Genomic DNA, 20,561 nt, shown 5'->3' on the forward strand with positions numbered 1-20,561 from the left:
AACCATGGGGAAGGCCATGAGTAGTTCTTTCCGCGCGCTCGCCGCTTCACGCACCGGCAGCCTGTTGCTGGTGCTCGCGCTTACCTCGCTGGCCGGCATGGCATCGGCCGACACGCAGTTGGCGAACATCCCCGTCGGAACGGCTTCCACCGTGCCGGCGAACATGATGCTTGCGCTGTCCGTGGAATATCCCACCGGCACGGTGGCGGCCTACAAGAGCAGCACCTACGACTACACGTTTCCTTACCTTGGGTATTTCGACAGCGGCAAGTGCTACGACTACGACGCAAGCAAGCAGTGGTTCACGCCGACGAGCGTCGCCGTGTCCGCGACCGGAAGTTGCGTCGACGTGACGAGGTCCACCCACTGGAGCGGCAATATGCTCAACTGGGCGACGATGACGGCGCTCGATGAGTTTCGCCAGAGCCTGACCGGCGGTAACCGGAGTGTGGATACCACCTCGACCACGGTGTTGCTGCGTTCCAACCTCAACGGCCAGAGCTACGTCGGCAACTTTCCCGACCGGTCGCTCAGCAGCACCCAGGCCTTCGCGACGGTCGCCGACGGCAGGTTCAACAGCGCAACGGTCTATCTGCGATCCGCGGGCCAAGGGTCCTCGTTCCAGATCTCCGACAATGCCAACTTCAGCACCAACAACAAGGGGAAGGTGGCGACCTATGTCGCGGCCGTGCAGGTTTGTGTATCGGGCAGGCTCGAAGCCAATTGCAACTCGGCGCACAAGTCCACCGACTATCCGAACGCGGGCAAGTACAACAAGCCCGAAGGCCTGATCCAGCAGAACTTCTCCAAGATTCGCGTCGGCGCGGCCGGCTACGCGTTCGTCCAGGGCGATGGGCCTGCCAACGGCGCCGTGCGTGCGCTGATCCACGACAATGGCCCAACGGCTTACAACGGCAACGGTGCGCGCACCGCCAACCCCAGTGCCGAATGGGACGGCGACACCGGCATCTTCGCGACCAACCCGGACGCGGCCCGTGGCAAGGGCAGGGCGCCGAGCGGCGGCGATGCCAGCGCGACAGGCGCCATCAACTACCTCAACAAGTTCGGCTACGACAACGGTTACGAGCAATTCGACACGCTGGGCGATCTCTACTGGGCGTCGCTGGCCTATCTGATGCACGTCAAGCTCGACGACAGCTATACGCGAGGTATCTCGGCGACGAACAGCATGGACATCGGCTTTCCGGTTTACGGCGGCACGCTGCCCGACCCGATCGCCTATACCTGCCAGGCCAACGCCATCGTCACCATCGGCGATTCCCATACCTGGTTCGACACCCGCGTGCCGAGCTCCGGCGGCCCGGTGCCGAGTTCGGCGGCCCGCGCGGCCCTGGCGCCCGTCAACGGGGCAGATGCGGCGTTGTACGCCGACAAACTCGGCAATCTGCCGCTGGTCGAGACGGCGCCCAAGGTGACCATGGCGAGCCTGTTCGGGGCGAACGTCAAACTCAGCACCAAGCTGGAGCCCAATGTCACGACGGACTCCACCTACAACATGGCCGGCCTGGCGTATTTCGCGCACATCAACGACATCCGCCCCGATCTCGGCGCCAAGCAGACTGTGGACACGTACACCGTGGACGTACTGGAGCCCGGCAACTTCGACGGAACTCCCGGCGCGGAAATCTACAACCCCGCCCGTTTCAATACGTGGCCCTCGGCCGGCCCCAACATGTATTGGCTTGCCGCCAAGTACGGCGGTTTCGACGACGTCAATAGCGACGGTATTCCCGCCAACGTCCTCACCTGGCATACCAACAGCAGCACGGTGGCGGACAAGGACCTTCGCCCCGACAACTATTTTCCCGGCAACCGCCCGGACCTGATCCAGGCCGGCCTGGCGCAGATCTTCAAGCGGGTTTCCGAGACCTCGCAGAGCGCCGCCGGCCCCGGCGTGACGCTGACGCGCGTGCTGACCAATATCGTGGCGGATGCCACCAAGGGCCCGTACTACTCGCCCGTGAGCGGCTTTCCGATCTATACCGTCAGCTACGCGCCCAGCACCTGGACGGGCGACGTCTCCGGCTTCCTCGCCTCAGCCAGCGCGCCCGGCGGCGTCACGCCAGTCACGGGCAGCCCGAGCTGGAGTGCGCAGGCCAAGCTGGACGCACTTGCGCAGGCGACCGATTCGACCGGCACGAAGCGCGGCTGGGATACGGGGCGCCGCATCATTACGTCCAATGGCCGCGCAGGCACGGCCTTCCGCTATGGCTCGCTCAGCACGGGCCAGCAAAGTCTGCTCAACAAAGATCAAGTCAATTACCTGAGAGGCGATCAGAGCAACGAAGGATCGTTGTACCGCGTGCGCCAGCACATCCTCGGCGACATCGTCCATTCGGAGGCGGTGCTGGTGCAGGACGCCTTGTCGCCGAAGTACAACGATGCGACCAACCCCGGCTACGCGGCATTCGCCAAGACTGTGTCGAGCCGCGCTCCGGTGGCTTATGTCGGAGCGAACGACGGTATGTTGCATGCCTTTGCCGGCGACTTCTCCAGCGCCACCTCGACCAATACGGTCACCGGCGGCGGCAGCGAGCTGTTCGCCTACGTGCCCGGCCTGCTCTACCAAGGTCCCAGCGGCAAGGCGCAAGTGGATGGCCTCGCAGCGTTGACCAACCTCACCGGCATCAGCGCCAACAACTTCGCGCACCATTTCTATGTCGACCAGACACCTCAGGTGGCCGATGTCGACTTCACTTTCACGGCCACGTCCTCCAACAGCACGCCGGCGCCCAGCACCGCAGGTACGGCGAGCTGGCACACCGTGCTGGTCGGCGGGCTCGGCAAGGGCGGCAAGGGATACTACGCGCTGGATGTCACCACCGTGCCGTCCGCCATCGATGCGACCAGCAGCACGGCCAGCACCGAGGCGGCACTGGCCTCCAGCAAGGTGCTGTGGGAGTTCACCGATAGCGACATGGGTTTTTCATACGGCCGGCCCCTCGTCGTGAAGACGCGCAAGTACGGTTGGGTGGTCCTTCTCACATCGGGTTACAACAACGCTTCCGGTCATGGCCACTTGTATGTCGTCAACGCCAAGACCGGCGCGCTGCTGGAAAAAATCGACACGCCGGACGCAGGCACGGCAAGCAACCCCAGCGGACTGGCCCAGGCTACCGCCTTCACCCGGGACGTCAGCGACAACACGGTCGAGCAGGTCTATGCCGGCGACCTGCTGGGCAATGTGTGGCGCTTCGATCTCTCCGGCACGGACACGTATCCCAAGCCGAGCCTGCTTGCGACGCTGACGGACGGCAGCAACCCGCAGCCGGTCACGACGGCCCCTCGTGTGGAGCTGGATATCAATGCCTCGGGCCTGGGCACGCGCCGCTGGGTCTTCGTGGGCACCGGCAAGGCATTGGATGCGAGCGACCTGTCCGATACCCAGCAGCAGACCATGTACGCGCTGCGGGATGGCGATGCCACGACCCCATCCACGGGTACCACGCCGATCACGCGTGCGGACCTGCAGAAGATCGGCGACATGACCAAAGGCGCAACCATCGCCGATTCGGCCAAGGGCTGGTATTACGACCTGACCGGCTCGGCAGGCGCCAACGGCGGCACCGAACGCATCGTCGTCGATCCCGACGCTGCGGCCGGCACGTTCACCGTGGCATGGGCCACCATGACGCCGTCCTCCGATCCGTGTTCGCTGAAGGGCAATATCTACGCCGCGAACTTCGGCACGGGCCAATCGACCCTGCTCGATGCCTCGGGCAACCTGGTGAAGGCGCTGACTACCGACTCGGCCCCCACCAAGCTGGAAGAGGTGAAGCTGCCCAATGGCGATCTGGCCCTGTTGTATGGCCAGGCCGGCCTGCCGCCCCAGGTGGCGCGCATGCGCCAAGGCACGTCGGGCAACGGTATCCAGCGGGTCAACTGGCGCGAGGTGCTGGAGTAGCGCGCGTTCGGCTTTTCGCGTGCAGGTGCCTCGTTGCCATGGCGCATGGGGAGGGCGATCTACGATGTTGGCCAGGGGGAGTGCCGCAAAAAAGAACAAGGAGCATCGATAGTTCCTTCTGCTCAGTCATCCACGCCAGGCACGGCGATGCCCGCGATGGCCTTGGGTCGGTACGGTGCCTCCAATACGCGCATTTCCTCGGCGGGTATTTGCAGATCGAGGGCTGCCACGGCCTCCTCCAGATGATGCATGCGGGTGGCCCCGACGATGGGCGCCGTCACGGCCGGTTGTTGCAGCAGCCAGGCGAGTGCGACCTGGGCGCGGGTAGCGCCGATGCGTGCCGCCACCTCGCCGACGCGGTCGATCACCTGCCGGTCGGCCTCGCGCGTCGCCGCATAGAGGCCGTCGCCCCAGGGATCGGAGCCGCCGCGCACAGTGCTCGGCGCCTCTTCCCAAGCGCGCGCGAGGCGGCCGCGTGCCAGCGGGCTCCAGGGCACCACGCCGATGCCTTGGTCCCGGCACAGGTCGAGCATCTCGCGTTCTTCTTCGCGGTACAGCAGGTTGTAGTGCGGCTGCATCGATACGAAGCGCGTCCAGCCGTGCAGCGTGGCGGTGAACAAGGCTTTGGCGAATTGCCAGGCCATCATCGTGGAGGCACCGAGATAGCGTGCCTTGCCAGCCTTGACCACGTCGTGCAGCGCCTCGAGCGTCTCCTCGATGGGGGTGTGCGGATCCCAGCGGTGGATTTGATACAGGTCGACGTAGTCCGTGCCGAGTCGGCGCAGGCTGGCGTCGATCTCGGTCATCACCGCCTTGCGCGACAAGCCGCGGGCGTTGGCGCCGTTGTGCATGGGATAGAACAGCTTGGTCGCGATCACTACCTCCTCGCGGCGCGCGCCATCGCGCAGTGCGCGCCCGAGCACTTCCTCGCTCGCGCCTTGCGAATACATGTTGGCGGTGTCGAAGTAGTTGATGCCAAGTTCGAGCGCGCGCCGGATGAAGGGACGGCTGCTCGCCTCATCCAGATGCCACGGGCGCTCGGCGGGCGTGACCTCATAGCTCATGCAGCCTAGGCAGATGCGGGAGACCTTCAGGCCGGAGGCTCCGAGTCGGACGTATTCCATGGACGTACCTCGCGTGGATCGGTGGGAGAGGAAGAGGGGGCATCGGCGTGTGGGCGGTGCAGTGCGACGGCGGCGACCACCAGCGCAATGCCCAATGCCTCGCGCTGGCCGGGGAACTGACGCAAGACCAACGCGCCGATCAGGCAAGCGATCGCCGGCAGCAACGACAGCAGCAAGGCGAAGCTCGCCCGCGGCAAGCGCGCCATCGCGAATTGGTCGCACACATACGGGATCACCGAGGAACAGAGGCCGACGCCGGCACCGGCCGCCAGCAGCGCCGGACTGGCCATGGCCGGCCAGGCAGGAACGAAGCCCAGCAACGTGGCCGGAACCATGGCCACCAACATGGCGGCGGCCAGACGGTCGACCGGCTCGCTGCCGTCATGCGTCGCCGCGGCCAGTCGGTGGCCAAGCACGACGTAGAGCGTAAACAGCGCTGCGTTGGCGAAGGCGAAGAACAGGGCAAGGGGCGAGCCTCCGACGTGCGCACGCGTCAGCAGGGCGATGCCCGCGGCTGCCAATCCCAGCGCGACCCGGTTGCGTGGCGTGCGCAGACCGGCCGCTGCGAGGGCAATCGGCCCGATGAATTCGATCGCGCCGACCGTACCCAGCGGCAGGCCGTCTATGGCCAGGTAGAAACAGGCATTCATGCCACCGATGGCCAGCCCGAGCCCGACTATCGTGCGACGTGTGTGCGCGTCCTGCCGCCGCAGATAGCGCCACGGGCGCCGCCATGCGGCAAGCAGCAGCGCCGCGCTGGCGATGCGCAACCAGGCCACGCCCAGGGGCGGGACACGGGCGAAGAGCAAGACGGCGAAGGCGGGGCCGAGGTAATGGAACAGCGCGCTCGCCACGAACCAGGCCGGGGCCGGAAGTGCGGTAGCGAGGTGTTTGGGCAGGGCCGGTTTCATGCCTCCACTTTTGCAAAGCGAAGGCGCATCATCCATGGCGCCTTGAAGGTCAACGCCGGTGATTCCTGCCATCTTCCAAGTAAAGTGAACGCCATGCCTAAGATTTCAAATCTGCTCGCCGACGTGCGGAACGTCGAGCTACTCGAGGCCTTATTGGAGGACCCTCGCCAGCCGGTGACGCGCCTCGCCGCGACCGTCGGCATGTCGGCGCCGGCGGTGAAAGAACGCCTCAACCGGCTGGAAGATGCCGGCGTGATACGCGGCTGCCGCCTCGAGCTGGACCCGGCCGCGCTTGGCTGGCCGATTACCGCTTACGTGCGCGTACGCCCGGCACCCGGGCAGTTAGCCAAAATTGCCGAACTCGCCCGCGCGATGCCGCAGGTGGCCGAATGTCACCGCGTCACGGGCGAAGACTGCTTTGTCATCAAGGTGCACCTGGATGCGCTCGAGCATCTGGACCGCATACTCGATCAGTTCCTGCAGTACGGCCAGACCACGACGTCGATCGTGCAATCCACGCCGGTGCCTTTGCGGGCGCCGCCGCTTCCGGTGGGAAAGGGCTGAAGTGGACTTTGCAGGGGCTCTAGTTTCGCTTTCGAGCCCAGGCGGACAGATATCAAGGGGAGCGATATGACCGGGAAGAATGGCGATTGGCTCGTGGATCAAGCGGATCATCTGATTGGCGCGACGCTTATGCACCGTTATCTTTGCCAGGAGCGGACATGCTGAAACGTTTCATCGCGATCATTGCATTGTGCGTAGTGCCGTTCTTGTCGGCACGCGCAGGGTCTACGCATCAGGCATTCGAGCGAGAAGATGCGCTAGTTCTGAAAGCCGCGCTCCATTCGCAATGCGAGTCCGGCAAGGGTTTCGTTTTGCTCTCGTCCATGGCGGCAGCTCCCCGGACGGGCGACGATTTAGGGGATGCCGATGAGTCAGGCGCTTTCGACGACCTGAAACGTAGGAACAGCTCCGTGACGGCTCTCCCGGAAGGCCTGTCCTGTAAGGCAGTGCGATTGCGCGAAGAGCGAGAGATCAAGGGTTTTTTTGAACAGGATTCCGTATCGGCGGAAGAATTGCCGGTAGATGACGCTTGGAAGCGGTTGTACGAATCCTTTCCCGGCGCCAAAGGATGGATGACGCTGAGCCTGCCCGGTTATTCGCCTGATGGGGCTATCGCTCTTGTCTACGTAGCGCGTTATTGCGGGAGTCTGTGTGGGGGAGGTTCCTACGTGTACCTGCGCCGTACTGATGGCGGGTGGAAAGTGCTCTTCAGCTTTCCAACCTGGGTTTCGTGACATGGAAGGACTTCGGCGAGTGAGCCAAGCCGTGAGTAAAGACTTGGCGATATCGTGGGGCTGGTGCACATGGGCCTATGCCGTTGTCCCTACCAGTTTTCAGGAGAAAGCATGAGAAGGCCCCTCGCTGCTCTGATTTCGATCATGACCATCGCCACAGCCCAGGCGAGCCCCAGTCTCGTGGGGACTTGGGTGTCGAGTCACGATCTCACCATGGCGTTTGCAAACAAGCATGCCAAGTTGGAAGAGCGTACGACGCACTTTCTGGATCAGATCATGGGGCGTCTGACTTTGCGGTTCGATGGCAAGCGCGTTACGTCCGACATGCCTGACTGGGACGCTGACATCGGTGGTCAGCGCCGGCGCCTGGCGGGCTTTCGCGAAACCAGTGAGTACCAGGTTCTGTTCTCGAACGACCATGTCGTCGTCATCAAGGGAAGGCAACAGGTGACGGGTAAAGAGGTCGTTACCGTCTACAACTTTGTCGATAAAGACACGATGTGGGTCTACCAAGACAGCACTGACAAGATGGTGCCGGAGTTAAATATTCGAGAGTACTTTGTCCGGGTCAAATAGACGCGGCATAGGTGGCGTCTTGCCTGACGTGATTCTCGTGTGGAATGCCAAGAAGCAGATCAATGTGGATGGCCGGAAAACATCGAGGCAAAGGATGGCATTTCGTTGGGTTCATTCCACTGAAGTCTTCGACGAAGACCGCGGCGTCACGATCAAGGCGGCGTTCCGGTTCAGAGATATCACCGACCAATTCACTTTGTGCTACGCCGACCCCATCGTCACTTTCGAGTTCGAGGTGAGGTGCGATGTGGGCCTTCCTGTAGGTGGCGAGCTTGAGCGTGGAGCGACGGCGCCACGGCCCGCGACGTTGGCGGCACATGTCATCGAAAGCAGCGTCCAGGAAGGCTTGAGGAAGGCATTGGGCGACGATGCTTTGTCCGAGGTGGACTACGAGGCCATCAAGGCCGCCATCCTGGAGGGCGTTTATATGATCGATTCCGACGACGGGAAGCTCTTAAGGCTTTCGCCGGATTACAAAGTGGATTTCGTCGATTGATGGAATGGGCGGTAAGTCAGCGATGACAATCTCCCACCCTTTAGCAGGCGAACCAGCCCCAACCGAAGGACGATTACTGACAGCACGTTGGCAGCAACCCCTTTGTACAAATCCCTCCTTGTGATTCCTGACGATATCGACAAGGAGAGGCTCCATGAAGTTTGCATCCATCCGGCTGATCGCCCGAGACATCCAGGCGATGGTCGGTTTTTACGAGACGTTGACCGACCGAAAGGCGGAGTGGCTTGCGCCTGTCTTTGCCGAGATCGTAACGACAGGCGCCACATTGGCGATTGGCAGCGTTGAAACCGTTGCCCTCTTCAAGGAAGGCACGGCCGAACCGGCTGCCAACCGCACGGCCATCATCGAGTTTCAGGTGGACGACGTGGAAGCGCAGTTCGCACGGCTGAAAGATGAGATCGAGGTGGTGCTTGAGCCGAAGATGATGCCCTGGGGCAACCTGGCGGCGCAGTTTCGGGACCCCGAGGGCACGATTGTCAGCTTGTACACGCCGATGACCGAAGCGGCCAAGCAGCGATTTGGTTCGCGTTAGTCGAGCATCCTTGGCGTGGGGTGTGCCGACATGCTTCCTCAGAAGCATGTCTGCTTTCCATGGCTGCAGTAGCCAGTCATGGCGACCTTTGACTGACGTCGTACGGCCTATGTTTCAACATCGGTTTGGGGAAGCGTCATAACCGATTCAATGCGTACCAAATCATCCGGTCCAACATCTGCCCCGAGATCGGCGTCATGCGCTCATGGACGTGTTGCACGACCTGTCCGCGATGAAACGTGTACAGCCCCGGCAACAGAGGAATGCCGTAGCGCTTGACCAAGTCAGGGTGAGCTTCGCCATTCACCTTGGCGAAGCGCATGCGCGGCTCCCATTTTTGCGACGCGGACATCATGGGCCATTTGTTGAGCATGAGGCTCGTGCCGGACCAGGCCGCCCAGAAATGCACCAGCACAGGCAGGTCGCCGCGCAGGGCGATGGCGTCGAAGCGCGGGGTATCCAACTCGATCGGCTTGCCCTCGAACAGCGCTTGCGCACAACTCGCACACGAAGGTTGGTTGCTGAGTAGATCCCGGGATACGTCATTCCGCGCAGTGCAATGCGGGCAGGGGACGTGGGTGGTTTCGGACATGGAAGACTCCTCTGCGGCTGTTGCCCGATCAGGACAGTTCAGTCGAGTTTGGAACTGGGAACGCCAAATTCAAAAACCTTCGAGACCCAGCAGGCAGCTGGCACGTGGGCGACGGCCTTGGTTGCCACATGCAGGCTGGCTTTGGCCCAGTTTCATTTCCGAAGCGCGCCGAGAAGGTTTGTCATAGCCTTTGACGCCTTGTCGGAGCAGAAGCTTGGATTGTCGACTTTGACCGTAACGACCTGACCTTGCACAACGGCATCCAACAGGTCTGATTCGCCATCCATGACACCGCACGACACGGCTTTGCCGTTGTACGCCTTCAGGGCCTCAATGAGCTTTCTGAGGAGAGCCGGATCGGGTCCCGGCTTTTCGGCTCCCAAGTTGGCCGGTTTGACGAGCACCTTTCCTTGGTCATAAGTCGACATGCTTTCGAATGAGCGCAGCGTGCCGTTGGACACAATGAAGCCGGCGACCGCGCCGGACATGTAATCGCGTGTCCAGACGCGGAGCTCAAAGTCAGTGGTCGACGTTAACGGCGAAAGTCCTGCGGCACGCGCGTATTCGTTCGCCGCAAGTTTGAGATCTTCCGAATAGAAGCGGGAAGGCTCGCGCGCAACACCAAAGGAAATCAACGCGATTAATAGAAACGCCAGATACTTCATTGACCGATCTCCCTATAGTCCATCCGAATAAGTAGAAGACCGGGCAATGCAGGCCCATCAGATCGGTGCGTGCAAGTCCGCTCTGGGTCGGAAGCGGACATTAGCGCTCACATGACCTGAATCTGTTTCATCAGCAGCGGCGCACCCGCCTTGTCGTAGAACGTCATGGTCAGGTTGCCGGTGTGGACGGTCCACTTCTCCACACCGGCATCGGCCAGCCCTTGGGACATTTCCTTGTCACCGGTGGAACGCATAATAAATGTCAGCGACGAAGACTGGCCCTGTCGGATTGATGACGTAGCCCACACTCGGGCTGCCCAAGAACCAGATCTGGGTCGTGCTGCCCGTTGCCTCCCCAAAATGCGGAGCGCCACCCGGCGCCGCACTGCAATCGAGGACGGTATTCCACGATTGCGGAGCTGGTTTTTCTGCGTTCAAGGTCTGAATTTGCCCACCCCAGGTTCCAGCAATGAATGTGCCGCTGGTGCCCCATACCAGTTTCATGGCCTGGGCTGGCGGTGTTCCCTGGCTGAGACCGATGGGACCAAAGGCCTTGTCGAGTTGCCAGCCTGACACCGGGTCGTATCGATACGCGTAATAAGCCGCGGCAGGCAGTGTTGAACCGTCGGGCAGCGTGCATGCATGCGACGTATCGCCTTCGAACAGAAAGGCGGCCATGGAATGCGGCACACCATTGGCATCGAAGTCATAGAGCTTCGGGTTCATATGAATGCAGGTCCGCCCAGATTGCGATCCATCGCCAAACGTTCCCGTATTCTGAACGTAGTTGCGAACAGCGGTTAGCCCGAGGGGACCCATGCCTTCCAGCGCGAAGCTATTCTGCTCGGGGTTGAGCGACTTTCGGGACACGCCGGGCAAGGTGGTACCCGACCCCAGCGGCGAGGTGGGCCCCCAGCCTGGCTGAGCATAATCATTCATGATGAAGTTGGGATACGTTCCGTCGAGCGAGGAAAAGCCACCGATGCTCGATGGGGCATCGAGCATGTCGTAGATCCGCCACTGGTTCGCACCACCGTCCCATACCGCCTTCTTCAGCGAGTAGGTGGAGCTGTACCCGTTATAGCGACTCGCCGTGAAGTAGATGATGTTCCCACCCAAGGCCGAGTCATTAGGGTTGACGTAAGTACTGTCCTTCTGAAAATTGTTGTCGTGCGAGCCCGCAGGAATGATGTTGAGCCGCGCAATATAGTTGATGCCTGTCGACGACGAACATTTCCATTGCGCGAAGTAGTTGACTTCATCGCTCCATCCCGTGACGCCATTGAAATTCGGCCCGTTGTAGTCGTACGCGGTCGAATTGCATGCCGTCGACGGGGTCAGGCAGGCCGAACTGGTGACGGTACTGGTAGACGCTATGGCCGATAGCTTGAATGAAGCGAATGCCTGGCTGAGCGTGGTGGTCACCAGTCCATCCGCACTGGTGGCGTTGACGTAGAAATTGTGGTTCTGATTGTCCTTAAGGGCATCGGGAATCTTGAAACTGAAACCATGATTGATCTGGGGCGCGCCGTAGTCATAGAGGGTCTGGAAAACGGGCGCATTGGTAACACCCGTCTGCACGAGGGTTCCGCCACTCCCGACACCGTTCACTACCTGGCCATCGGAATAGAGCTTGAGCGTCACGCCGGCGTAGGGGTGATCCCAGTCGATGGCCCAGGCCGAGATCACACCGTCAAGATAGGCATTGGCAACCCCGCCGGCCGAGTAGCCGCTGACCCAACCTGAAATGCCTGACGAGGGGTGAGGCTTGTTAGGCTGGAAATTGATGCTGGATCCCAGATAGGGCCCCCACACATATGCGCCTGAAGCATCGTGGATGGCCACGAAGGGGTAGCTGTCGGACAGGCGCAGCTGGTATCCGGATCCGAATGTCGAGCTATTCCAGTACGAGTTGGCGCCCTTATAGAGCGCCCAGTTGCCATCGCTTTGAAAGCTGCCTGCGCAGGCGCCACCCGAACAGCTCTGGAACGCATTGGAACCCCACAATGAAGTGAGATTCGAGGTGCCGATTCCGTTGTATAGAACCATGTTACCGTCGGTCTGTACCGTCAGCCCAAGCTGCAAGCCAACTGGAAGGGTACTTCCACTGGTAAGGCTGAAGGGGGGGAGGTCAGCCGTCACGCCATATGGCGACCAGACCACCTGGCCCGTGCCGGTGACGATGGAAATAAACGGAAAGGCATTGGAGAGGCGTAGCTTGTATCCGGTGCCGAAGGTCGACGTATTCCAGTACGCTGTCGAACCCTGGTAAATGACTAAGTTGCCGTCGGACTGGAAGTTCAACGCACACGTACCTGCCGGGCAACTCTGTGTCGTGCTTGAACTCCAGAGCGGCAGCAAGTTGACGGTTCCTTCGTTGTCGTAAAGGACAAGATTGCCGTCAGTCTGCATCGCCAGACCGAGCTGACCACCCGCAGACAAGGTGTCACCGCTCTTAAGAGTGAATGACGAGAAATCGGCGGTCACCGGGACGCTTGCTTGAGCGACGGCTGGCGCGCCGCAAACTGCGAAGATGGCCCCAAGCGCAATGAGGAGCGTTAGCGTCGAACGCACGAATCTCCAGACGAAGAAGCGAGCATCGGTGATGGGGTAAGGGCTCGATTTGCTGTGGTCACGGCTCGACATAATTGATCACCTGAAGCGACTGGGTAAGTAACGGACCGCGCCAGATCGCGCCATAGTCGCCCTCGGACATCCACGATCGGCCATACATCTACTCCGCATTGAAGCGGCTCTTGATTGACCTATCCATACAGGCCGGAATTGTGCCGGAAGGCGTCCGCTATGGGTCGGAATCGGCCCTTGTGCTAACACAGAAAGACGCCAGTCCACAGCGTCAACCCTCGATATATGGCTCCCCAGTGTCGGGAAAGAAGAACTCATACTTGCGGCTTAGGCGACGCAAGTACGCGTCCATTGCTCCCACAGCTAGTTCAAGCGCCTGAATGCCGTCCGCTCCGTACACAGTCTCCTGCTTTTCCGGGAGGCCGATGAAACTGACGGAGCAGCCCGCGGCGCCCGGAGCAAACGCGAAGTCCACTGATCCCTCGGCTAGAAGATAGGGCTCCCCAATGCAAATGGTGAAGGTCTTCCTCTCCGAGCCACCTACGATTGAGTAGAGAAGGCTGCGAGTTGCGACTATCCGACCTATCGCCTGATCCATCTGCTTCCTTTCCTTTGCCAACTATTGACCGGGTTGCAGCCTCAAATCGTAAGGTTCGCTTCGGGTCGAAAGCGGACGCTCGGAAACGTCAAGCAATAACGCGACGCCCCAAGTCTCGGACGGCATCGAGCCACTTTTCACCTTCATCGCCCTCCTGCCAAAGTTCGAGCAGTTCGGATGGTTCCGTAGTGATGCGTTTAAGAGCCCGCTTGGCCTTTAGCGCCAGCTCATTGGCGGGGACGATTTTTGTGCGCTCCACCCACGCGTCCACGTCCTGCGAATACGCATCACGAAGACCCCAGTTCCCCTGGAGCCTTGCGATCACCTCGGCAGCGACTATCGCCTGTGATGCTTCGGGTGCCTCGAGATATCCGTCACCCACTTGCATGATCACATCAAGAATCGCCTCGACAGCCGACAAATCATCAGCCTCTGAAACGGTTGCGGCGAAATCACAAGCATCATCATTCCCGAACGATTCGTGCGACCAGGCGCTCATCTCACCCCTCCGTTGGCAATTCAGGCTGGAAAATAATGACAGACTTTCAACCCTTGAGCAGGTCCGCTCTGGGTCGATTGCGGACCTTCCAAGAATATAGTCGTAAGCGCCCCTGACACCCATGTCATGGTCAGCACCAGCGGGGTGTTCAGTGGTCGCCGGAACTAGTGTTCAGACAGACCGGAATCTGCGGGAAGCCGAAAGTCGGCAGGGTAATGCAGCAGGTGAGGGGCCGGTGCCGGCTTCGTTCAACGCGAATATGGCCGGCTCTATGGGGGAAGCAAAGACCTTCGGCCGCTTGCTATGGGGGCATCGGGGCTGCCGTCAGGAGGGCTAAGCTTCCTAAGCCCGACGCGGCGGGATAGGATGCCCTCGGCTTAGAGCTCGGCGGTTCCCCCAGCCTACGCACAGGACAGTGCCCTCAAGAGCGACCATGGAGAGCTCATGCAAGCCACGCTTCCCGTAACCATCTGCGAGGTCCAGACCGACAACGGTCTAGTGGCCTATATAACGTTGGCATCGGCAGACGAGGTGGTGAGGCGCGGCCTCATCGCGCAGGAGATCCTCGGTCAGTTGATGGATGCCACTCGCACGGACGAGCCACTTGACCCTGCCAACTTTGCGCGCAACCGCGCGTTTGTCGATTTTTTGCACGAAGCCATTCAAAGGCACGCGCCGACACTGCCGAATCTCATTGCTTCCGCAAAAGCACAGGGAAGTGGCTGGGTTTTCATCGTCGACGGAAGAACCCCGACGCCACAGGGTGCGGTTCCTCCGGAGGATGTGATGGGCGGTTTTGAGGTGAAGGATGGCCAGATCGTTGCTGGTTCCTACAGCGCCAATCCCCAACCACCGCCTTTTGTCGCAGCGAGGATTTTTTCAACTTGAGTCTGATCTGGAGCGACACATGCTTGCCGACCTTGCGCTACTGGTTGAGCACAGCTTCTAAGAGGAAGGGCATGCATCTGTCGTTATCCGAGTGGGTTCTTTCGTTCCGGGTGTCAGAGCGGGACGCGATGGATTGAGTGCGCTGCCAGCATCGCAAAGATTGGCTGGACTGTACAAAAGAGTCGATGCGCTTATGTCGGTCATCGGCACGGATCTGCCTGGATCCATTGAACTTGCGTCGCCGTCCAGTTTCATTGCAAGCCTGGCCGATGCTGATGGCTGGAAAACATGGAGGTAAAGGATGGCGTTTCGTAGGGTTTATGCGTCTGAAGTCTTCGATGAAGAGCGCGGCGTTACGATCAAGACGGCGTTCCGATTCAGGGATATCACCAACGAATTTACGTTGTGCTACGCCGATGCCGTCGTCACTTTTGAGTTTGACGTGACGTGCGATGTGGGCCTTGCTGTGGGGGGCGAGCTCGAGCCTGGCGTGACTTCTCCGCAGCCCACGACATTAGCGACACATGTCATCGGGAGCAGTGTGCAGGAAGGCTTGAAGGGGGCATTGGGCGATGATGCGTTGTCCAAGGTGGACTACGAGGCCATCAAGGCCGCCATCCTTGATGGCGTTTACATGATCGATTCCGACGACGGGAAGCTCTTAAGGCTTTCGCCGGATTACAAAGTGGATTTCGTCGATTGATGGAATGGGCGGTAAGTCAGCGATGACAATCTCCCACCCTTTAGCAGGCGAACCAGCCCCAACCGAAGGACGATTACTGACAGCACGTTGGCAGCAACCCCTTTGTACAAATCCCTCCTTGTGATTCCTGACGACATCGACAAGGAGAGGCTCCATGAAGTTTGCATCCATCCGGCTGATCGCCCGAGACATCCAGGCGATGGTCGGTTTTTACGAGAAGTTGACTGACCAAAAGGCGGATTGGCTTGCGCCTGTCTTTGCCGAGATCGTAACGACAGGCGCCACGTTGGCGATTGGCAGCGTTGAAACCGTTGCCCTCTTCAAGGAAGGCACGGCCGAACCGGCTGCCAACCGCACGGCCATCATCGAGTTTCAGGTGGACGACGTGGAAGCGCAGTTCGCACGGCTGAAAGATGAGATCGAGGTGGTGCTTGAGCCGAAGATGATGCCCTGGGGCAACCTGGCGGCGCAGTTTCGGGACCCCGAAGGCACGATCGTCAGCTTGTACACGCCGATGACCGAAGCGGCCAAGCAGCGATTTGGTTCGCGCTAGTCGACATCCGCGGCGCGGGATGCGGCGACATGCTTCCTAAAGATCAATGTCCGCTTCCGATGGTTGCTGCAGCCTGTTGCAAGTGATCCTAGCTCCGTTCGCCGTGCTTGATCGCAAGATGCCAAGCAAGCAGCGGTATCGCTACTATCTGGTTTCCTTGCAGGGATGAAGCCATGAAGCTCATTACTTGGTTAGCCGCTTCGTTGTGCGTGATCGCTAGTAATGCCATGGCGCAGAGTACGCTGCCCATTGGCGGGTCTTTCGTCCAGGCCGAATACTTGGATCCGCAAACTCGGGTGTCACAGCTGCAGCTGATCACCAGTGAGATGAATGAGCTGGATATGGATACTATGGTTGTCCAGTCCACACTAAAAAAATCCTGTGCGACTCAAGCCTCTGGTTACCAGTGGGTGCCGGGTATGCCAGATGCGATCCTGGACATTCTCGAACAGGCCAGCAAGAAGAACATCAAGGTCTATATGGGCCTCGGCTACTTCACGGATTGGTGGAGTTGCACGCCGTACTACGCCAATACTGGGGCGACCATAGAACAGCTTACGCCGGGCATCGATGCGATCGTCAGCATTGTTGGTGGTAGCCCTTATGCCAGTGCATTTGCGGGCTGGTACTTTCCGGACGAGCCTGATTTTGCTAATCCGGACGATGCGGAATTTGCTGCCGTCAAAGCGCACTATCAGCAGATATCAGCCTTTGTCAGGTCGAAATTCAACAAGCCGTTGCTGATATCTCCCTACTTGTACACGCCACCGGGAACGCAACCTCTCTCCGCGCAAGGGGTTGCTTCACGCCTCAAGACTTTTTCCACGGATACGGGCATCGATATCTATGCCGTCCAGGACAGCGTGGGGACAGGAGCCAAGGATGTGGGCTGGGGTCGCGAGCAAAGCGTTGGCGATTACTACTACTACGCATCGCAGGCGATCGGTCGCGATCACCTATGGTCAGTCAATGAGCTTTTCGACTATGGGGTAACCCTCTCATCCGGTCATGGCGGAGCCTACCTTCCTGCCTCCATCCAGCGGATCAATAGGCAGCTCTCTTTGGCGAGTACGGCTTACGTGGGAAAACGACTAGGTTGGTTGCCTCTCACGCATATGACTGCATTGACGCTGCCGTCGAACGGTACATTCTATGGCGCGGCCCGCCTCAAGGATGCCTACAAAGCTATCTACGGAAGGGAAGGCACCATGTTGGTACCGGCCTACAGCTGGGCGACGCCTCCGTCATCCAACTATCCGGATACAGGCAACAAGATGTTCGATACGCTTCCAGGCGACCCTAAGTCCTTCAATTCTTCCTCGTGGGTCGGCGTTCCTGCGTGGCAGTACCCGGATGCGGCGAGCGGGAAATATGCCGCGGAAATCGTTATGGACTTCGGACACACGTCTAAGATCGATTGGGTCGCGACTCAAATGCTCAATTCGTTTTCTGGCGGCATTTTCCTTCCAGATCAGATGCAGATCCAGGTCTCGCCCGATGGCATCAACTGGACAGTCGCTGGAACTTACCTTCCTAGGTGTTACCCCACGGGTTCCGGTCAGGTGTGCAGCACGACAGGAGAAAGCATTGAGGTGCGGCCGGAGTCGGGAAGCAGTGCAGCTGATGACAGCGAATATGTTTTCTCGAATGAAACCCCGCTTGGGCTGAATTCGAGATACTTGAAACTTCGCTACTTCACGACTAGCGGATGGCTCTTCTTTGGCGAAATAGAAATCGTATCCAAGCCATAAGTATTGGGAGCGCTTGAGCCGCACATGAAAACCAAGCTCGCGACCCTGTGCATTCTGGCTCTGATGTTCCTCGCCGGCGCTCTTTGGTTCAACGACTGGCTAGCCATCGACGGATGTCTCGACCATGGCGGTCAATGGGACCATTCGCACAGCGCATGCATGTTCCACCGCTAATCCATCAGACCACTCCACCCCTACACCACACGCACGTACATCGCAGGCATTCGCCTACAGACAACGAAAAATGATTTTGATAGTGTCGATGGCGTTGCCCGCGTAGCGGTTCCAGACGTGTCGCGGGCGACCATGGCAGCAATGCTGTGAGAAGCGCGGGCCGCAGGAGTTGCAGCTCCTACGACCCGCTGACCATCACCAACTCATAGGAAGTTGATCATGGCTACCCCAGATCATACGGCACCTTCACGCCCGCCGATCCCCTCGGCGACATCCTCACCGCCACATCGGGCCGTCTGCATCCCTCGCAGGCACGGTTGACGAACCGCGGCCTAAGGTGATTCCGCTGGAATAGATCCTAGCCGTGCAACCCGGCGCGTCGCCTTGCGCGACGGCGGAACGCACTGACGCCGCCATCCACTTCTCAATCAGCCGTCCGGGGCCCAGGCATGGGCCACCGGTGAACCCTCGAGTCCGTGTGATCGCGGCACGCCGAGCTGTTGGCGGCGTGCCGTTCTCGGAGCGAGGGCGCGGCACCACACGACAAGGAGTTACTCATGAACGTCTACGGCGAACCCTGGACCACCCGCCACACCCATTATTTCTCCGACCCCGACGCCAGCCCGGAGGCGTTGTTGAACGACGCCACGGAATGGTTGCAGTACGCGCACAGCAGCCTGCAAGTACTGACGGAGCTGGTGCAGGAACGCGGCACCCCGGACGCGCAGCGGCTGACGACGATGCTGGAAGGCGTCTGCGCGTTCATCGACATGGGCACGCGCTGCGCGACGCAGGCGCATTTGCGCATGCAGTGGTTGCAGGTGAGGGAAGGCGCGACGCGCGAGGCCGCCACGCTTTAAACCGGCAGCGCCCCTTGGCGATCACTCGCCGGGCGGCGGCCATCCGCCGATAAACGGGCGAGGGTAGGGAACGCACCAGGCCGATGGATCAACTACCCCCGCCCCTTATTCGCGCAAGGGATGATTCACGTGATTTCAACGGGGCTGCGTGCTAGCGTCGCGCCGCTATCGGGGAATCCAGGAACTCAAATCGGCCAGGACGGCCCATTTGCTGCGTCATGTCATGGTCGTCGGGTCTTCCGGCGCCTTTTGGTGTTTCTATTGGCTGGCCTGATTCTCTGGCTGCGTGCTGGCGTGTTTCATCGTGCTTGCTTATCCGCCATCGGGCACCCGCTCGATGGGCGGTGAGCCCTTGCGCCTTCGCGCCGTGCCATCTGGTTGATCGAATGCCATCGACGTAAAGCCATTAGCCGCATCTCTCAACAAGGAGGTACCACGATGAATACCCAAACGCGTCGTTTCGGTTACGTGCTGGCGTGCACCGCGCTGTCGTTCACCGCCCTCGCTTACGCGAGCGCCGCTGCCGCGGCCCCCGTCACGGGCGTGGCCAAGACCCGACTGACCCACGTCTTCGCCACCCTGCCGAACGGCCAGCCCGACACCAAGCCGGAAGACATCGCCGCCTGCAAAAAGCAGGTGTCCTCACCCAGCTCCCACTACCTCGGCACCACCATCAGCACGCATTACTCGGTCGATACGAAGACGCTGATCATGAGCGCGTTCTCCAAGTTCCCGTCGCCGCAGGGCACCAAGCCGGCGGTACTCACCATCAAGCTGTCGCCCCTGGGCATCGCCGGGGAGTACGCCTTCGGCGCCTTCCGCCCGACCGAGCTGCCGAATACGTACGTGCTGTTCTCGATGGGGACGGACTTCAAGGGCGCCAAGTCGTCGATCTTGGTGCTCAATGAGGGGAAGGAATACAACTGTTTGGTGAGTAGTGATGCGGAGGTGTTTAGTGGTGGGGTTAGTGGGAAGTTGGGGGTGGAGCAGAAGTAGGCGTGGACCGGGGCGGAGTGGTTAATGCGGTGAGCTGGGCCGACTTAACTACCTCCGTCCCCTTTGTCCGCGTGCGAACTTCGGCCGCGCGAGTGAGGATGAACGACATTCTCTCCAATTGAGAAGACATGGAGATCATCATTAGGGCCGCGACACCCGAAACTAAGGCAAGCAGAGCTAGAGCGATCGGAAACGTCGATGGATCGATCATGTCAGGCAGTTCCGCTTGGATTCTTGAGGATGCGGCAATGCTGATCGTTGTAATGGCCACACTGACCGCAAAGATGTTCATCCGCCTAGTCGCGATCTTCAGTTCAACATCAATACGCGTCGCCACTTCCTTTAGTTCGTCGACCGCGTAGGGGCGAAGATCCACGATTAGCGCCCGTTCGAGACTCAACCTCTCATCGAGGTCTCGGCTGTGTTGCTTAAAAGGTGACCATGCTCTAGGTATGAAGCCGATCAAGATCATCACTATAGCTATGGCACAAAGCGTCAGGATGGTCAGCAGAAGAAAGCCGACGATCCATATTAAGTAAACAGCCGTCGATGGTTTGACCAGCCAAATGAGCGGCGCGAGCACACTGAGAATAACGAACAAAATCACCGCCGCCCGCATCAGTACGTTGAACCAGTGAGCCGCTTTAGGTTCGTGTTTCTTATCTAGGGAAGCCAGGCGGTCGTAAAGTGCTGCAACGCTCACCTTCTTCAGTTCTGTTTGCCGTCCATCCATCCTCTTCCCCTAGTGGTCTCTAACGGAACAAGTCAGCACCAATTTAACAAGCTAAGCACCCCGCTCCTTGCCGTCCGCAA

The 20,561-nt window shown here is 60.0% G+C and carries 22 protein-coding genes; 13 read left to right on the forward strand and 9 right to left on the reverse strand.

Going from position 1 to position 20,561, the window contains the following annotated elements:
- Positions 1-16 precede the first annotated feature (16 nt).
- Positions 17-3,925: a PilC/PilY family type IV pilus protein gene (locus RKE25_RS10660; RefSeq protein ID WP_311842190.1), complete on the forward strand. Its 3,909-nt coding sequence runs from the start codon at positions 17-19 to the stop codon at positions 3,923-3,925.
- 122 nt (positions 3,926-4,047) lie between these two features.
- Here RKE25_RS10660 and RKE25_RS10665 read toward each other — a convergent pair whose 3' ends face one another.
- A complete protein-coding gene (locus tag RKE25_RS10665) occupies positions 4,048-5,049 on the reverse strand; it encodes an aldo/keto reductase (protein ID WP_311842191.1) in 1,002 nt (333 codons plus the stop codon).
- Positions 5,016-5,960 (reverse strand): EamA family transporter, encoded by a 945-nt coding sequence (locus RKE25_RS10670; protein WP_311842192.1) that lies wholly within the window; start codon positions 5,958-5,960, stop codon positions 5,016-5,018. The genes RKE25_RS10665 and RKE25_RS10670 overlap by 34 nt, the downstream gene beginning before the upstream one ends.
- Before the next feature lie 93 nt (positions 5,961-6,053).
- On the opposite strand from RKE25_RS10670, the gene RKE25_RS10675 reads away from it, so the two are divergent.
- The 5 genes from RKE25_RS10675 to RKE25_RS10695 all read left to right on the forward strand — a co-directional run bounded on the left by RKE25_RS10675 (position 6,054) and on the right by RKE25_RS10695 (position 8,883).
- Complete coding sequence (locus tag RKE25_RS10675) at positions 6,054-6,524, forward strand: Lrp/AsnC family transcriptional regulator (RefSeq protein WP_311842193.1); 471 nt, start codon at positions 6,054-6,056, stop codon at positions 6,522-6,524.
- A 158-nt stretch (positions 6,525-6,682) separates the two neighbouring features.
- Positions 6,683-7,258: a hypothetical protein gene (locus tag RKE25_RS10680; RefSeq protein ID WP_311842194.1), complete on the forward strand. Its 576-nt coding sequence runs from the start codon at positions 6,683-6,685 to the stop codon at positions 7,256-7,258.
- Between the two features lie 111 nt (positions 7,259-7,369).
- Complete coding sequence (locus RKE25_RS10685) at positions 7,370-7,834, forward strand: hypothetical protein (protein WP_311842195.1); 465 nt, start codon at positions 7,370-7,372, stop codon at positions 7,832-7,834.
- A 19-nt stretch (positions 7,835-7,853) separates the two neighbouring features.
- Entirely contained in the window at positions 7,854-8,330 is a 477-nt protein-coding gene (locus tag RKE25_RS10690; RefSeq protein WP_311842196.1) for a hypothetical protein, read from the forward strand.
- A gap of 154 nt (positions 8,331-8,484) precedes the next feature.
- Complete coding sequence (locus RKE25_RS10695; RefSeq protein WP_311842197.1) at positions 8,485-8,883, forward strand: VOC family protein; 399 nt, start codon at positions 8,485-8,487, stop codon at positions 8,881-8,883.
- A 136-nt stretch (positions 8,884-9,019) separates the two neighbouring features.
- Here the strand turns inward: RKE25_RS10695 and RKE25_RS10700 are convergent, their stop codons facing one another.
- The 6 genes from RKE25_RS10700 to RKE25_RS10725 form a co-directional block, all read right to left on the reverse strand.
- Positions 9,020-9,475 carry a thioredoxin domain-containing protein gene (locus RKE25_RS10700; protein ID WP_311842198.1) on the reverse strand — a complete coding sequence of 152 codons (456 nt, stop codon included), beginning with the start codon at positions 9,473-9,475 and terminating at the stop codon, positions 9,020-9,022.
- Between the two features lie 152 nt (positions 9,476-9,627).
- Positions 9,628-10,140, reverse strand: coding sequence for a hypothetical protein (locus tag RKE25_RS10705; protein WP_311842199.1), 513 nt, complete (start codon positions 10,138-10,140; stop codon positions 9,628-9,630).
- A gap of 107 nt (positions 10,141-10,247) precedes the next feature.
- Positions 10,248-10,370, reverse strand: a complete 123-nt coding sequence (locus RKE25_RS10710; RefSeq protein ID WP_343215228.1) for a hypothetical protein — start codon at positions 10,368-10,370, stop codon at positions 10,248-10,250.
- Between the two features lie 7 nt (positions 10,371-10,377).
- The gene (locus RKE25_RS10715) at positions 10,378-12,786 is read right to left on the reverse strand and encodes a hypothetical protein (RefSeq protein ID WP_311842201.1); all 2,409 of its coding nucleotides are present in this window, start codon (positions 12,784-12,786) and stop codon (positions 10,378-10,380) included.
- A 211-nt stretch (positions 12,787-12,997) separates the two neighbouring features.
- The gene (locus RKE25_RS10720; protein ID WP_311842202.1) at positions 12,998-13,324 is read right to left on the reverse strand and encodes a hypothetical protein; all 327 of its coding nucleotides are present in this window, start codon (positions 13,322-13,324) and stop codon (positions 12,998-13,000) included.
- An 88-nt stretch (positions 13,325-13,412) separates the two neighbouring features.
- The gene (locus RKE25_RS10725; RefSeq protein ID WP_311842203.1) at positions 13,413-13,823 is read right to left on the reverse strand and encodes a DUF4259 domain-containing protein; all 411 of its coding nucleotides are present in this window, start codon (positions 13,821-13,823) and stop codon (positions 13,413-13,415) included.
- A gap of 444 nt (positions 13,824-14,267) precedes the next feature.
- Here RKE25_RS10725 and RKE25_RS10730 point away from each other — a divergent pair, with 444 nt between their 5' ends.
- The 7 genes from RKE25_RS10730 (at position 14,268) to RKE25_RS10760 (ending at position 19,748) form a co-directional block, all read left to right on the forward strand.
- Complete coding sequence (locus RKE25_RS10730; protein ID WP_311842204.1) at positions 14,268-14,711, forward strand: hypothetical protein; 444 nt, start codon at positions 14,268-14,270, stop codon at positions 14,709-14,711.
- A 301-nt stretch (positions 14,712-15,012) separates the two neighbouring features.
- The gene (locus RKE25_RS10735) at positions 15,013-15,414 is read left to right on the forward strand and encodes a hypothetical protein (RefSeq protein ID WP_311842205.1); all 402 of its coding nucleotides are present in this window, start codon (positions 15,013-15,015) and stop codon (positions 15,412-15,414) included.
- A gap of 154 nt (positions 15,415-15,568) precedes the next feature.
- On the forward strand, positions 15,569-15,967 hold the full coding sequence (locus RKE25_RS10740) for a VOC family protein (protein ID WP_311842206.1): 399 nt from the start codon (positions 15,569-15,571) through the stop codon (positions 15,965-15,967).
- Between the two features lie 173 nt (positions 15,968-16,140).
- Positions 16,141-17,718: a DUF4434 domain-containing protein gene (locus tag RKE25_RS10745; protein WP_311842207.1), complete on the forward strand. Its 1,578-nt coding sequence runs from the start codon at positions 16,141-16,143 to the stop codon at positions 17,716-17,718.
- Between the two features lie 24 nt (positions 17,719-17,742).
- Positions 17,743-17,892 (forward strand): hypothetical protein, encoded by a 150-nt coding sequence (locus tag RKE25_RS10750; RefSeq protein WP_311842208.1) that lies wholly within the window; start codon positions 17,743-17,745, stop codon positions 17,890-17,892.
- Positions 17,893-18,449: 557 nt separating this feature from the next.
- On the forward strand, positions 18,450-18,752 hold the full coding sequence (locus RKE25_RS10755) for a hypothetical protein (RefSeq protein WP_311842209.1): 303 nt from the start codon (positions 18,450-18,452) through the stop codon (positions 18,750-18,752).
- 438 nt (positions 18,753-19,190) lie between these two features.
- Positions 19,191-19,748, forward strand: a complete 558-nt coding sequence (locus tag RKE25_RS10760; RefSeq protein WP_311842210.1) for a hypothetical protein — start codon at positions 19,191-19,193, stop codon at positions 19,746-19,748.
- Here the strand turns inward: RKE25_RS10760 and RKE25_RS10765 are convergent.
- Positions 19,717-20,481, reverse strand: coding sequence for a hypothetical protein (locus RKE25_RS10765; protein ID WP_311842211.1), 765 nt, complete (start codon positions 20,479-20,481; stop codon positions 19,717-19,719). The two genes, RKE25_RS10760 and RKE25_RS10765, sit on opposite strands and share 32 nt — an antisense overlap.
- Positions 20,482-20,561 lie beyond the last annotated feature (80 nt).

Source organism: Dyella sp. BiH032, from assembly GCF_031954525.1.
GTDB lineage: Bacteria > Pseudomonadota > Gammaproteobacteria > Xanthomonadales > Rhodanobacteraceae > Dyella_D.

Excerpts from the sequence above, each read along its gene's own strand:
- RKE25_RS10660 (WP_311842190.1), top strand. The coding sequence starts at position 17 with ATGAGTAGTTCTTTCCGCGCGCTCGCCGCTTCACGCACCGGCAGCCTG.
- RKE25_RS10665 (WP_311842191.1), bottom strand. The coding sequence starts at position 5,049 with ATGGAATACGTCCGACTCGGAGCCTCCGGCCTGAAGGTCTCCCGCATC.
- RKE25_RS10670 (WP_311842192.1), bottom strand. The coding sequence starts at position 5,960 with ATGAAACCGGCCCTGCCCAAACACCTCGCTACCGCACTTCCGGCCCCG.
- RKE25_RS10675 (WP_311842193.1), top strand. The coding sequence starts at position 6,054 with ATGCCTAAGATTTCAAATCTGCTCGCCGACGTGCGGAACGTCGAGCTA.
- RKE25_RS10680 (WP_311842194.1), top strand. The coding sequence starts at position 6,683 with ATGCTGAAACGTTTCATCGCGATCATTGCATTGTGCGTAGTGCCGTTC.
- RKE25_RS10685 (WP_311842195.1), top strand. The coding sequence starts at position 7,370 with ATGAGAAGGCCCCTCGCTGCTCTGATTTCGATCATGACCATCGCCACA.
- RKE25_RS10695 (WP_311842197.1), top strand. The coding sequence starts at position 8,485 with ATGAAGTTTGCATCCATCCGGCTGATCGCCCGAGACATCCAGGCGATG.
- RKE25_RS10700 (WP_311842198.1), bottom strand. The coding sequence starts at position 9,475 with ATGTCCGAAACCACCCACGTCCCCTGCCCGCATTGCACTGCGCGGAAT.
- RKE25_RS10705 (WP_311842199.1), bottom strand. The coding sequence starts at position 10,140 with ATGAAGTATCTGGCGTTTCTATTAATCGCGTTGATTTCCTTTGGTGTT.
- RKE25_RS10710 (WP_343215228.1), bottom strand. The coding sequence starts at position 10,370 with ATGTCCCAAGGGCTGGCCGATGCCGGTGTGGAGAAGTGGACCGTCCAC.
- RKE25_RS10715 (WP_311842201.1), bottom strand. The coding sequence starts at position 12,786 with ATGTCGAGCCGTGACCACAGCAAATCGAGCCCTTACCCCATCACCGAT.
- RKE25_RS10720 (WP_311842202.1), bottom strand. The coding sequence starts at position 13,324 with ATGGATCAGGCGATAGGTCGGATAGTCGCAACTCGCAGCCTTCTCTAC.
- RKE25_RS10725 (WP_311842203.1), bottom strand. The coding sequence starts at position 13,823 with ATGAGCGCCTGGTCGCACGAATCGTTCGGGAATGATGATGCTTGTGAT.
- RKE25_RS10730 (WP_311842204.1), top strand. The coding sequence starts at position 14,268 with ATGCAAGCCACGCTTCCCGTAACCATCTGCGAGGTCCAGACCGACAAC.
- RKE25_RS10735 (WP_311842205.1), top strand. The coding sequence starts at position 15,013 with ATGGCGTTTCGTAGGGTTTATGCGTCTGAAGTCTTCGATGAAGAGCGC.
- RKE25_RS10740 (WP_311842206.1), top strand. The coding sequence starts at position 15,569 with ATGAAGTTTGCATCCATCCGGCTGATCGCCCGAGACATCCAGGCGATG.
- RKE25_RS10745 (WP_311842207.1), top strand. The coding sequence starts at position 16,141 with ATGAAGCTCATTACTTGGTTAGCCGCTTCGTTGTGCGTGATCGCTAGT.
- RKE25_RS10750 (WP_311842208.1), top strand. The coding sequence starts at position 17,743 with ATGAAAACCAAGCTCGCGACCCTGTGCATTCTGGCTCTGATGTTCCTC.
- RKE25_RS10755 (WP_311842209.1), top strand. The coding sequence starts at position 18,450 with ATGAACGTCTACGGCGAACCCTGGACCACCCGCCACACCCATTATTTC.
- RKE25_RS10760 (WP_311842210.1), top strand. The coding sequence starts at position 19,191 with ATGAATACCCAAACGCGTCGTTTCGGTTACGTGCTGGCGTGCACCGCG.
- RKE25_RS10765 (WP_311842211.1), bottom strand. The coding sequence starts at position 20,481 with ATGGATGGACGGCAAACAGAACTGAAGAAGGTGAGCGTTGCAGCACTT.